This is a genomic window from Agaribacter flavus, from assembly GCF_042646125.1.
Taxonomy (GTDB): domain Bacteria; phylum Pseudomonadota; class Gammaproteobacteria; order Enterobacterales; family Alteromonadaceae; genus Glaciecola; species Glaciecola flavus.
This window is the reverse complement of the sequence record NZ_JBHRSW010000029.1, coordinates 70,890-83,788: the sequence shown is the minus strand read 5'-3', so window position 1 is coordinate 83,788 and position 12,899 is coordinate 70,890. Positions and strand designations below refer to the sequence as shown.

General features: G+C 42.6%; 12 protein-coding genes. 7 read left to right on the top strand and 5 right to left on the bottom strand.

The window, feature by feature from the left end:
• Positions 1-126: 126 nt before the first annotated feature.
• Positions 127-330, top strand: coding sequence for a YheV family putative zinc ribbon protein (locus ACFOHL_RS13410; protein WP_376920744.1), 204 nt, complete (start codon positions 127-129; stop codon positions 328-330).
• Positions 331-375: 45 nt separating this feature from the next.
• On the opposite strand, the gene ACFOHL_RS13405 is transcribed toward ACFOHL_RS13410, so the two are convergent.
• The gene (locus ACFOHL_RS13405) at positions 376-939 is read right to left on the bottom strand and encodes a porin family protein (protein WP_376920743.1); all 564 of its coding nucleotides are present in this window, start codon (positions 937-939) and stop codon (positions 376-378) included.
• 313 nt (positions 940-1,252) lie between these two features.
• On the opposite strand from ACFOHL_RS13405, the gene ACFOHL_RS13400 reads away from it, so the two are divergent.
• From ACFOHL_RS13400 to ACFOHL_RS13390, 3 genes are all read left to right on the top strand, one after another.
• Complete coding sequence (locus tag ACFOHL_RS13400; RefSeq protein WP_376920742.1) at positions 1,253-2,836, top strand: ABC-F family ATPase; 1,584 nt, start codon at positions 1,253-1,255, stop codon at positions 2,834-2,836.
• A 232-nt stretch (positions 2,837-3,068) separates the two neighbouring features.
• Positions 3,069-4,274 carry a zinc metallochaperone GTPase ZigA gene (zigA, locus tag ACFOHL_RS13395; RefSeq protein WP_376920930.1) on the top strand — a complete coding sequence of 402 codons (1,206 nt, stop codon included), beginning with the start codon at positions 3,069-3,071 and terminating at the stop codon, positions 4,272-4,274.
• A complete protein-coding gene (locus ACFOHL_RS13390) occupies positions 4,274-4,924 on the top strand; it encodes a DUF1826 domain-containing protein (RefSeq protein WP_376920741.1) in 651 nt (216 codons plus the stop codon). Before zigA ends, ACFOHL_RS13390 begins: the two co-directional genes overlap by 1 nt.
• A 42-nt stretch (positions 4,925-4,966) precedes the next feature.
• On the opposite strand, the gene ACFOHL_RS13385 is transcribed toward ACFOHL_RS13390, so the two are convergent.
• From ACFOHL_RS13385 to ACFOHL_RS13375, 3 genes are all read right to left on the bottom strand, one after another.
• Positions 4,967-6,586, bottom strand: a complete 1,620-nt coding sequence (locus ACFOHL_RS13385) for a methyl-accepting chemotaxis protein (RefSeq protein WP_376920740.1) — start codon at positions 6,584-6,586, stop codon at positions 4,967-4,969.
• 285 nt (positions 6,587-6,871) lie between these two features.
• Complete coding sequence (locus tag ACFOHL_RS13380) at positions 6,872-7,102, bottom strand: SlyX family protein (protein WP_376920739.1); 231 nt, start codon at positions 7,100-7,102, stop codon at positions 6,872-6,874.
• A complete protein-coding gene (locus ACFOHL_RS13375) occupies positions 7,099-8,079 on the bottom strand; it encodes a WD40 repeat domain-containing protein (RefSeq protein ID WP_376920738.1) in 981 nt (326 codons plus the stop codon). The genes ACFOHL_RS13380 and ACFOHL_RS13375 overlap by 4 nt, the downstream gene beginning before the upstream one ends.
• Before the next feature lie 96 nt (positions 8,080-8,175).
• Here ACFOHL_RS13375 and fkpA point away from each other — a divergent pair, with 96 nt between their 5' ends.
• The gene (fkpA, locus tag ACFOHL_RS13370) at positions 8,176-8,940 is read left to right on the top strand and encodes an FKBP-type peptidyl-prolyl cis-trans isomerase (RefSeq protein ID WP_376920737.1); all 765 of its coding nucleotides are present in this window, start codon (positions 8,176-8,178) and stop codon (positions 8,938-8,940) included.
• Between the two features lie 58 nt (positions 8,941-8,998).
• On the opposite strand, the gene ACFOHL_RS13365 is transcribed toward fkpA, so the two are convergent.
• The gene (locus ACFOHL_RS13365; protein ID WP_376920736.1) at positions 8,999-9,181 is read right to left on the bottom strand and encodes a hypothetical protein; all 183 of its coding nucleotides are present in this window, start codon (positions 9,179-9,181) and stop codon (positions 8,999-9,001) included.
• Between the two features lie 324 nt (positions 9,182-9,505).
• Between ACFOHL_RS13365 and greB the strand changes: the two genes are divergently transcribed.
• Together greB and ACFOHL_RS13355 are read left to right on the top strand one after the other, a co-directional pair.
• On the top strand, positions 9,506-9,988 hold the full coding sequence (gene greB, locus ACFOHL_RS13360) for a transcription elongation factor GreB (protein WP_376920735.1): 483 nt from the start codon (positions 9,506-9,508) through the stop codon (positions 9,986-9,988).
• Positions 9,989-10,122: 134 nt separating this feature from the next.
• Positions 10,123-12,429 (top strand): Tex family protein, encoded by a 2,307-nt coding sequence (locus ACFOHL_RS13355; RefSeq protein ID WP_376920734.1) that lies wholly within the window; start codon positions 10,123-10,125, stop codon positions 12,427-12,429.
• Positions 12,430-12,899 lie beyond the last annotated feature (470 nt).

Sequence of the window (12,899 nt, the reverse complement as noted above, 5' to 3'; positions counted from 1 at the left end):
AACGAATAATCTCGTCCTAGTCCAAGAATAACAAAAATCCCTGTTTTTGATCATTCAGTTTTATATGGAGGTATAATCAAAAGGATATGAAAACATGCCTCCATGTATAAGTGGTGTAAAAACTTAATGACCAACAGAAAGAAAAAACGCTTCATCGCGGGAGCAACCTGCCCGAATTGCAAATCCTTCGATAGCCTAATGCTGTTCATCGAAAACAACGTAGAGCAAATCGCATGCATAAAATGCGACTACAATGAAAGCCAAACCGACAGAGACGCAGCAAAGGCTAGTAAAAACGACACCGGCGTGATTGGCTTGTTTAAACCTTAAGCCAGTAATAGGGTCAGTGTCTGACCCCTTTATTCACACCATTATTCAAAACCTATAGCTAACTCCCCATGCTAATACGGAGGCAAATATTTCGTTGCCCATATCCAACAATCGGTAGTTGACATTTACGCCAAAGTCGTAAAACTGAAATTCAATGCCCGCGCTTGCGTAATAAGAAAACCCATCACTATCGTTGAGTAAAACATCCGTTCTTGTTAACTCATAGTCGTACCTGTGCATACCTGCTTTTGCAAACAAGTTTATTCGCTTAGTCAGTGCTTGTTGTGCTCTCAGACCAATCCCAAAACTTTTGTACTCGAGTTCGGACTTCGAAAATAAATCATCTAAGATGATCGAAAAGCTTTGAGTATCACCGTCTAAGGCAAAAAGTTCCACTGCGAATTTTTCATTGAATGAATACTCATAAGTTAAGCTCAAATGACCAATACTGTTATCATCCAACTTACCCAAAACAGTGTCGTCGTCAACGTGCGCACCACCAAATTCGTATCCAATACCGATCTTATGTTTTTCTTCGGAGTAAGCAGTGGTTGAAAACACACACAATAACAGTGCAGAAGCGATGATATGCCAGAGAATATTATTCACAGATGAGTCCTTTTATAAAATGCCTAAGTCTTAATTAGTTGAGGCTTAACTCGTTATGCATCCGCACTTGAGAAGCACAAAACCAAGCTTAGCAAGCCTGGAAAGGAGCAAAGCCTTCAAGTTAAATCCTATTGCAAATACCCTGTATTTAAAAGAGCTATATGGTAAGTAATTGTTTAACAATTGTAAGCACTTCGGTGCTGCGTTATTCAAAGATACAAAGTCGAGGCGAAAGGACATCCCGCTACCTATGATAACCAAAATGAGGTAAACTCCACGCGCTTTTTAACCACTTCACTTTCTTGGATTTCTTTTGATTACAGCAGCAAATATCACCATGCAGTTTGGCGCCAAGCCACTTTTTGAAAATATCTCAGCCAAATTTGGTAACGGCAACCGTTATGGGCTGATTGGTGCAAATGGATGTGGTAAGTCTACTCTAATGAAAATTTTAAGTGGAGAGCTGGCACCCACTACTGGAAATGTGTCTGTTACACCCGGTGAACGCTTGGGTATATTAGGACAAGACCAATTCGCGTTTGAGGAATATGCCGTGGTTGACGCTGTCATTCAAGGAGACGCTCAACTGTGGAAAATCAAAAAAGAACGCGACCGAATATACAGCTTGCCTGAAATGTCTGAAGAAGATGGCATGAAAGTCGCCGACCTCGAAACTGAGTTTGCCGAAATGGATGGATACACTGCGGAAACTCGTGCAATTGAACTATTAGTCGAAGCAGGCATAGACGAATCCTTCCACTATGGCTTGATGTCAGAAGTTGCACCCGGTTTGAAATTGCGCATCCTCCTTGCGCAAGCACTGTTTGCCGACCCTGATATTTTGCTATTAGACGAACCGACGAACAACCTAGATATATACACCATCAATTGGTTAGCTGAAGTGTTAAATCAACGAAAGTGTACCATGATTATTATCTCTCACGATCGCCACTTCCTTAACTCTGTTTGCACGCACATGGCTGATATCGACTACGGTGAACTGCGTATTTACCCTGGCAACTACGAGCAATATGCCGAAGCAGCTGCACTCGTTCAAGAACAAATTCATCAGGAAAACGCAAAAAAAACCACTGAAATAGAAGAATTAAAAAGCTTTGTCGCACGCTTTTCAGCCAATGCGTCTAAAGCAAAACAAGCCACGTCACGTGCGCGTCGATTAGAAAAAATTGAGCTAACAGAAGTCATTCCATCGAGTCGTCAATCTCCCTACATCGTATACAAACAACATAAAAAATTGCATAGATTGGCCTTGGAACTGTCAGAGCTGAGTCACGGTTTCGACGGTGAGACCCTGTTCACAAGTGGCGATATTCTCTTAGAAGCAGGTGCAAAACTCGCAGTAATTGGCGAAAACGGTGCGGGCAAAACTACTTTTTTAAAGCTATTGATGAAAGAGCTTGAAGCGAAATCTGGGCTAGTAAAATGGGCGGAAAATGCGCAAATCGGTTATTGCCCACAAGACAATACAGCAGACTTCGAAAAAGACATGAATCTTTTTGAATGGATGTCGCAATGGCGTTTACCGTCTCATGATGATTTAGCCGTTCGCTCCATACTCGGGCGCTTACTATTTTCGGCAAACGATATCGAAAAATCCGTCAGAGTTTGCTCGGGAGGTGAAAAGAACCGCTTAATGTTTGGCAAACTCATGATGCAAGAACTAAATGTGATTATCATGGATGAGCCAACTAACCATATGGACATGGAAGCCATCGAGTCCTTAAACAAAGCGTTACAAGCCTTTGATGGCACGATTATTTTTGTTAGCCATGACAGAGAATTTGTTTCAAGTATCGCAACCAGTATCATCGAGATAAAACAACAAAAACTCCTCTACTTTCAAGGAACCTACGACGAGTATTTGTCTAAGCAGTAGCTAACTGATATTTCCAATATCTTTCCGCGTTGGGATTGCGTAGTACAATCTCAACGTATAGCACCATACATCGAGTTCAAATTGACTAGCCTACTGCAAACTTGATCTATCAACTTGCAATAGTATAACATAACTCAATTATATCACCTGGCACTTTAAAAGTGCCCAATCAAAGCGGCTGAAAGCACTTACCAGTCATCCTGCCGCTAGCAACAAATAGCTTGTGAAAATTATGCAAAATACCTCTCCCCGTTTGCCTGTTACCGTTTTATCTGGTTTTTTAGGTGCTGGAAAAACGACTGTCCTGAATCACATTCTCAATAACAGAGATGGCCTAAAAGTCGCGGTCATCGTAAACGACATGAGCGAAATTAATATCGACGCAGCAACCGTAAAGAATGAGATTAGTTTTAATCGCGCGGAGGAAAAGCTCGTAGAAATGAGCAATGGATGTATCTGTTGTACCTTGAGAGAAGACTTGCTCGAAGAAATTAATCGCTTGGCGCAAGAAGGGAAGTACGACTATTTGGTCATCGAATCTACCGGTATTTCTGAACCCCTGCCGGTGGCCGAAACCTTTACATTTGCAGATGAAGACGGTGTGAGTTTGTCTGATATTGCCACTTTAGATACCATGGTCACAGTTGTCGACGCACTCAACTTTTTGAAAGACTATGATGAGGCAAAATCACTCAATGAGGTGGGTGAAAGCCTCGGTGAAGAAGATGAACGCAGTGTCGCTGATTTGTTGGTAGAGCAAGTCGAGTTTGCCGATGTGTTATTGATTAGCAAGATAGATTTGATTTCGACTAAGGAATTAAAAAGGCTAAAAAGTATTTTAAAAACGCTCAATACAGAGGCACTACAGATCTCTGTTGAAAACGGGAACGTGCCAGTCAAAGACGTTTTAGCTACAGGCAAGTTTAGTTTTGAAAGAGCGCAACAGGCGCCAGGGTGGCTAAAAGAAATGCGTGGCGAGCATGTACCAGAAACCGAAGAGTTCGGCATCAGCAGTTTTACATTTGAGGCTAGAAGGCCTTTCCATCCGCAAAAATTTTATGATTTCTTGCACAGTAAAGCCATCGCGGGAAAACTAATTCGTTCGAAAGGCTTTTTTTGGTTAGCTACGCGCCCGCAGCTTGCGGGTAGCTGGAGTCAGGCAGGAGGCATGGCTCGTTACGGCGCGGCTGGGCTTTTCTGGAAAGCCGTTCCAAAAGAACAGTGGCCAGATGATCCAGAATACCTCACAGCTATCGAAGCACAATGGGTCGAGCCTTTTGGCGACATGCGGCAAGAATTGGTGTTTATCGGGCAAGGTTTAGATAAGCACGATATCATTCAGCGTCTCAATGCTTGCTTGTTGTCAGAAGAAGAAGTCCTGCTAGGCTCTCAAGTTTGGATAACTTACCCTGATCCATTCCCTCCATGGAGTCATTAATGATAGAAGCTATCAATGTAAAATATAAAAAATCATGGAAAGCGGGTAACACAGCAATAAATCTAAGTGAAATTTTTTCACCAAAGGTCAGTGTTGCTGTATGGACGCGAGATGAAGATCCACAACTCAATCGCTACTTCAACGATGTGTTCCAGCAACTAGGCATGGGCTTGCGGGGTGTTTTTTCGATGGATGTGTTAAAGCAAGAGTTAAACAAACTATTACCCGAATCAGATGGAAAGGAAGTAGCAATCGAGGATATATATTTATTGTCGGATATGCTTACTTGTCTCTTTGACTGCGATTCTGTGGGGATGCGCATAGCGCCGTTAACAAGCGCCATGTGTCCAAATTTTCACGTAGACAACATTCCTGTTCGCCTCGTGAATACCTACCTTGGAGATGGCACTCAATGGCTACCAAACGAAAATATCCATGCCAATCCATCGAATAATACAAGTGCTCACTCAGTAAAAACACCTTTCGGTAGAGGCTACAACAATAGCGAAATTCAACAACTTAAACCCTTTGATGTAGCTTTACTCAAAGGGCAAGCTTGGGAAGGCCACGAGGACATGGCAGCGGTGCATCGCTCGTGCAAGGTCGAGCCCAATGGTAAGCGCGTGTTGTTAACATTAGATCCTTTGTAATCAACCCTAAAAACTTGTTCGCTAACTCAGGGGCTTTTGTTCTCACGCTTTTAACAGTTGTAGCTCTTCACGCATTTTATCTGTCACGCGCGCCAAATTGTCTGCATTATCGTTAAGATGCTCGCCGCAGTCTCGGCTTTCTTTAGCCGTCTCGCCTAGCGTAACCACTCGATCAACAATTTTATCATTGAGCGCTTTTTGTGTGTTCAATGAAGCGTTTATCTTGTCGTTCGTTAAGGTAATTTGTTCTACCGCTTCGTCAACTTTTAATAGCATTTCTGAAGCTTCATTAACCGTGTTTTTTGTTGCTAGCACCTCTGCCTCACCTAGCGCAATGGATGACACTGCCGCATTGGCTCCCCTTTGCAATTTATCAATAATGCCCTTTATTTCCTCAGTCGATTGCTGTGTACGAGAAGCTAGAGTACGTACTTCGTCAGCAACAACTGCAAAGCCTCTACCTTGCTCGCCTGCACGCGCCGCTTCAATAGCCGCATTCAAGGCCAAAAGATTAGTTTGTTCTGCCACGCCGTTGATCACGTCAACAACACTGCCGACTAATTCGGTGTCTTGGCCTAGTTGCTGGATCACCGCTGACGTTTCTTGAATTTTTAAATTTGACGATTCAATCGCTGCCATTGTATTTTGCATCACGTTTCGACTCGCTTGTGCCGAGCAAATAGCGGCATTTGCCGTGTCATTTGCATGCTCAACATTATTATTCATGTCGTTCACCGCGTCTGAGATCTGTTGCGTTACACCAGAAATACTGTCAGCCTGTTCATTCAATTCTGAGGCAATACGATAAACCTTAGCTGTATCTTGCGTGATGGCATCACTCACGTCGACCAATGCTTGCTGCTCAGAATCTAATTGCGCACTTACGTTTTGCAATTTTTTTCGTACAAGATTTATTGCACTTGCCAATAAGCCCAGCTCGCCACTGCTTTTTGACGATACTTGTTTAGCAAAATTTCCATGACTCACTGCTTCAATTGCTGCAATCATGCTTGACAAGGGCTGGCTAATTTTTCGAGTCAAAAAATAGCTCATCAGTATTAACGAAAGAACCAGTACAAGTGCAGAGAAAATATATGACAAGGTGCGTTGATAGGCCGTTCTTGCTTCGAGCATTTCGCGGGTAGTTTTTACTTCTTCTTGCAATACATTCACAGCTTCACTTAATAAATCGGAGGGCTCTCTATCAATGCCTCGAACGGCGCTATCGGTGCGTTTGTGATCAAAATCACTTTCTATAAACGTTTTGTAGGCTGTTTGGTAGTTCGCAAATATATTGGCATGTGATGCTCTAAATCCACTTATCAGCTGCTTGGTTTCATCTGATATAGGCATATTCAGCAGCGCTTGCGCTTGGGATTGAATTTGCGCCTGTTTGTCCTCAAAACGTCGCCAATATTTTTCTCTGTCTTTGTCGACATGTCCACGTAAGAGTACATTTTTCCATTCTTGCACTTGTGTTTTAAATGTACGATTCATGGTACCGACTAAGATAGCCATATGGCTTTCATTGGCGAGCAGTTTTTCATACTGATTAATTTTGTTAGAGAGCAAATAAGTAATAATGGCCGAGCAGAAAAAGATTGAGACTGCAGCTGACATACTGATTAAGATTAGTCGAGCTTTGAGTGTTTTGATTTTCATTGAATTAGGAAAAGTTGCTGAAGAACACTCTATGTATCGGCTATCAGAGCATGTCTTTAGATAGTCATACTGAAAAAATAGATACTGCCGTGTAACTGTTTATTCAAATTGTATGTGAAAACTGAATATCGACTAAAGTTTAAACAATAAAGTGGTAAATAGCACAAATATCAAACGCTGCTATTATTTTCATCAATGTTGCCTATAAACAGAGAAAATAAAAATGCAATGCTCCTAAATAGCCAGTCCACTCGTCAACAAACCTCAAGTGACGAACGATAGAAATCAATAGTGAGGCGGTATTTCCACTTGATCTGCTGAAGGCATTTCAGAGATTTGTATGCTCTTGAGCTTGTCAGACACAATTGTCATTTTTCGCTCCATTTTTTCAATCATCTGTTGCTGCTCAACCAAGGTTTGGTTTAGCTTTTCGATTGTGTCTTCTTGATAAGCCACTTTTACTTCCAAATAGTCAAGCCGCTCGATTAAGACTTCTTGTTTTAAAATCTGATTCATTGCTGTATCTCCCAATGAGCTAAATTACCGCTACTTGAAATCGACAAGGGTTTGGATTGTTCAAACCCTACTGCATACACTACCGCAGACTGCGGAGCGGGGCCAGAATTGGCTTTTACTCTCCATTCAGTGCGTAGTTCTCCTGATTGTACATCCCATAACATTAAGCGTTTTGCGGGCGAGCCCGTTAGCAGGTGTTTACCGTCACCAGAGAATTGTGCAGCGGTAAAAATAATTTGCCTTTCGATAAAGCGAAGTTGACTGACAGCTTGACCAGTTTGCGCATCCCAAATTTGCGCGTCATCTTGGCTATCTGAGGTAAATACATAGCGCGCACCTTGATCAAGGACAACTTGCGTCACCCTGTGCGGGTGAGTGAATACGTGTTCAATTTGTCCGGTATCTGTACTCCACAAATAGGCGCGATAATCATTGCCTCCGGTCAGTGCGTATTTGCCGTTTGCAGAAATATCAACCGCATTGATCTTTTCTTCATGCCCTATAAACTCTAGACGTCGTCCAGTATAGGGTTCAAAAAACAGGACTTTCCCATTGGCACGGCCAACGACAATGCCATTTCCGCCGTTACTCACTGCTATATCGCGAATATTGCTTTCATCAATTCGCCAAAAACCCAATACTTCCCCGCTGTCCATGTCCCAAAGCGCAAAAGTTTCGTCATCGGAACTCACTGCCACCGAATTGTCGGGTGACAGTTTAACGTTATCAACTAGGTTTAAGCCTTCTCCCTGATGACGCCATGTATATTTTTTATCGCCTGTTTGCAGATCCCAGACCTCCACCGCTCCGTTGACAGAAGATACAATGGCGACGCTAGCGTCGTGGGCAATATCTGCTGCATACACGCCAGATTCGGACAATAATGTTCGCTTTGTCGGTGAAGAATCGGGCACCGTGCATGCCGAGAGCGCTATAACACCCCAAGTACAGAGTGCAATTTTTAGCAAGCTTTTCATGAAAGAGGTTTTACTTTTAAGCTCAGGTGTTTACCATGTGCTACCAAGTATATCTGATCAACCCAAGGTTGTACTAACCTAAACTGGAGTAATTCTATGAAAAAGGCTTATTTAGCCACAACATTGCTAGCAGCGCTTACCCTGACGGCCTGTGGCGGTGCTAAGACAGAAGACACAACTGAAACAACAAGTACAGTGGAAGAAAGCACCGCTGTAGAAACCATGACAGACGCACAAAAACAGTCCTACGCATTGGGCGCGAGCATGGGACTTTATGTGAAAAACCGCTTTGAAGAACAAAAAAAGCTCGGTTTAGACGTCAGTGAAAAAGCCTTGTTAGACGGCTTGAAAGATGCACTTGCAGACAATTCGAAGTTCACACAAACAGAATTACAACAGATCACGCAAGCCGCTGATGCCGCATTACGTGCAGCTCAGCAAGAACGAGACGATAAAGCCGCCGAGGAAAACATTGCAAAAGGCAAAGCATTCCTTGAAGAAAATGCAGGTAAAGAAGGTGTAAAAACCACAGAATCTGGCTTACAGTACAAAGTCATCAGTGAGGCTGAAGGTGAAAGTCCAAAAGCGACTGATATCGTAAAAGTGCATTACAGAGGTACTTTACTTGACGGCACAGAGTTTGATTCTTCACACAAGCGCGGCGCGCCTGCTGAATTTCCTTTAAACCAGGTTATTCCAGGCTGGACTGAAGGTGTTCAGCTAATGAATGTCGGTGAAAAATACGAATTTTTCATTCCCTCTGAACTTGCATACGGCACGCGAGCAACGGGAAAAATAACCCCTAATTCCACGCTAATATTTGAGGTAGAACTACTCGAAATCGTGAGTCAAGGCGAGTAAAAAAGATATTGTGTTTAAGCCAAGATGTGATCTCATCTTGGCTTACTAAAAGCTGAGCTTAGTGACAAGAACTTTCAAACTTTCGCTTATGCGAAGCTCTTACCCAAACCCAACCTGTTCCGACCAAGGATAAACTGACTAACAAGGCATAAGGAAGCCAAGGGTCCCGATGACTCGTTAGCAATGCCATCACACAAAGCATGATACCTAACACACCCAGTATCATCGTATTAATTGACAAAAAACTCTTAAAAACCAAAAACAAAGACTCGATTTTTGTACACAACACATTTGAAGTTGAGAAAGGCATTGTCGCCTCCAAAATTTATTACACATTATGTTTACTATCGACCTGTATATTCGAGTTTAACTTTCATAAATGGTTCAAAATTTAATCATCTAATACAGACAAAACATGAAAAGATATTGCGTTAGCACCCCAGCATCGATAATCGCCCTTCAATTTACAATCATAAGGTTATTATTTATCTGATAATATAGCCCTATGCGCACTGTTTATGACAGTCGACCCTAAACTCAATCAACACATTACGTACAATATAACATGCCAACACCACTCATTACTCCTCAGGGATATCAAACACTTAAGTCAGAACTCGACTACCTTTGGCGTGAAGAGCGACCAGAAATTACCAAAAAAGTCACTTGGGCTGCGAGTCTTGGCGATCGCAGTGAAAATGCAGATTATCAATACAACAAACGTCGTCTGCGAGAAATTGACCGACGAGTGAGATACATTCGCAAAGCATTGGAAAGACTTAAAGTAGTCGAGTTTCACCCCAGTCAGCAGGGCAAAGTTTTTTTTGGTGCTTATGTAGATATTGAAAATGAAGAAGGAGACACAAAACATTTTCAAATTGTCGGCTATGACGAAATATTCAAACGCAAAGATGCCATTTCCATTGACTCGCCGATGGCGCGTGCTTTACTTAAAAAACAAGTGGGCGATGAAGTCGAGGTAAAAACCGAAGCGGGTGTGTTTTTATGGTTTATCAATAAGATCAGCTACGACGCTGAAAAATCCTAAACGCTATTTGCTTTACAATATTTTTCAGCCAAGGGTATACTTCTGCCCCTCTTTTTCGTTCAACCAACAAAGGCTGTTTCGTTTACTCAGTGTTGAAAACTAAACAAGCCCAATAGATCTTCAAAATAGACCATATGATTCCATCCATTATCGCTAACGAACTGCACGCCAATGAAAACCAAATAAATGCTGCCATCGCATTGTTGGACGAGGGGGCAACGGTTCCTTTTATTGCGCGCTATAGAAAAGAAGCTACACAAGGCCTAACTGACACACAATTGCGAACCCTCGAACAACGGCTCAGTTATCTAAGAGAGTTAGAGGACAGAAGAAAAGTCATCCTCAAGTCAATTGAAGAGCAAGGCAAATTAGACGATGCACTCAAACAAAAAATTCTGGCGGCTGAAAACAAAACTAATTTAGAAGACTTGTATCTGCCCTATAAGCCTCGACGTCGTACCAAAGGCCAGATAGCCATTGAAGCTGGCTTATTGCCACTTGCCGAAGCATTGTTGGCAGACAGCAATATTGACCCTGAATCCATTGCTGAAAGATACATCAATCCAGAGAAAAACATTGGCGACACCAAAGCGGCATTAGACGGGGCAAAATTTATTCTAATGGAACAATTTGCAGAAGACGCCAATGTACTTCAAGCCATACGCCGTCATCTAGTTTCGCAAGGCCATGTCACGAGCACAGTGATAGAGGGGATGCAAAGCCAAGGCGAAAAATATACAGATTATTTCGACTATTCAGAAAAATATAACACCGTACCCAGCCACCGCGCACTTGCTATATTTCGCGGAAGAAACGAAGGGATATTGCACATATCTCTCGATCCAGACCCAGCCCAAGCAGAGCAAAAATCCCTTGTTTGCGAATCATTGATTAAACAAGCTTTAGGACTGCGGCTCGCAGACACTGCAAGGGATAAATGGTTATCGACGGTTGTCCAATGGACATGGAAGATAAAAATTGCGCTACACATGGAGACTGAACTGTTCGCAAAACTCAGGGAAGAAGCTGAAACAGAGGCCATTCACGTCTTTGCAAAAAACTTAAAAGATCTGTTAATGGCAGCACCGGCGGGGCCTCGCGTGACAATGGGCTTGGATCCTGGCATTCGTACGGGCGTAAAAACAGCTATTGTAGACAGTACCGGTAAAGTCATAGCCACCACTACGATATTTCCTCATGCTCCACAAAATCAATGGGACAAGTCAAAGCGCACACTGGCCACCCTGTGCAAGCAGCACAAAGTCAATATCATTAGTATTGGTAACGGCACCGGCTCAAGAGAAACAGACAAGCTGGTGGCGGAAGTAATAAAAGCTGAGCCTGAATTGGGCTTACAAAAAATCGTCATCAGTGAAGCCGGTGCGTCTGTTTACTCTGCGTCTGAATTAGCATCGAACGAGTTACCCGATCTGGATGTATCTTTGCGCGGTGCGGTTTCTATTGCTCGCCGACTACAAGACCCCTTAGCTGAACTAGTGAAGATCGAGCCCAAAGCCATCGGCGTAGGGCAATACCAACACGACGTTAATCAAAGTCAATTGGCGCAATCACTCGAAAACGTCATTGAAGATTGTGTAAATGCGGTAGGCGTTGATTTAAATACTGCCTCTCCATCTCTACTCGCTCATGTATCCGGTTTAAACAAAACCTTGGCGAACAACATTGTCACTTTTAGAAATAGTCATGGCGCATTCAACGATCGTAAGACACTTAAAAAAGTTGACCGACTGGGGCCCAAAGCTTTTGAACAAGCAGCCGGTTTCTTGCGCGTGATGAATGGCACTAACCCACTAGATGCTAGCGCCGTGCATCCTGAAGCCTATAAGATAGTCGACAACATTGCTGACACTTCAAATATTTGTTTGCAGGACATGATCGGTAATACCGAGGCCTTGTCCAATATTGAGCTGAGTACTTTTGTTAGCGATGAGTTTGGCCTCCCGACCCTGAAAGACATTATCAAAGAGCTCGAAAAACCTGGCCGCGATCCTCGTCCTGAGTTTAAAACTGCGGCGTTTAAAGAGGGCGTATCAGAAATCAGTGATCTCAAAATCGGCATGCAACTCGAAGGTGTGGTAAGTAATGTCGCGAATTTTGGTGCGTTTATAGACATCGGTGTGCATCAGGATGGACTAGTGCATATTTCGTCTATGACGAACAAGTTTATTAAAGACCCACGTGAGATCGTCAAAACCGGTGATGTTGTAAAGGTTAAAGTGACGGATGTAGACGTTGCGCGTAAGCGTATCTCACTGACAATGCGCTTAGATGACGAAACAAGACCTGACACCAAACAAAAGCCTTCATCAGCCAAAACACGATCAAACAAGCCATCGAGTAAGCACAGACCCAAGCCGCTACAAACCAATGCCGCCATGGGGAACGCCTTTGCCGAAGCCTTTGCAAAAGCAAAAAAATAGAATTAAATCATCGCTAGGCACAATACTAGGTTCAAGTATTGTGCTCTTCTTTAAGCCCCGTCAAAAAAGTCTTGAGCTGGTTTAATCAAAGGCTAAGCTCCCTTTAAGTGTTGATATACACAACACTAAGTCGTCGCCGACCTGCAAAAAGGCCCCCATGCCTCTTAGGCTTAGTCCTGTGCGCATCAACACCTAAAGGGAACATAGCCAAATGAAATTTAATAAGCAAAATATTAAATTTCATTAGATATCGTGATTACGCTGACTAAATAAACTATATATTATTGAAATATATAGATTATTTATTTTTTTCACTAAACAATACAAAGCATAGCTTAACAACTTTACTTCTTTTTGCTGATTAACATTTCATTGACATTATCGTTTCATGTACTTTACTTTGTAAACGCTTTCATAAATGAGTGTGTGTTTGTTTACACACTTAAAACAACAACTAAAGGGATATATCA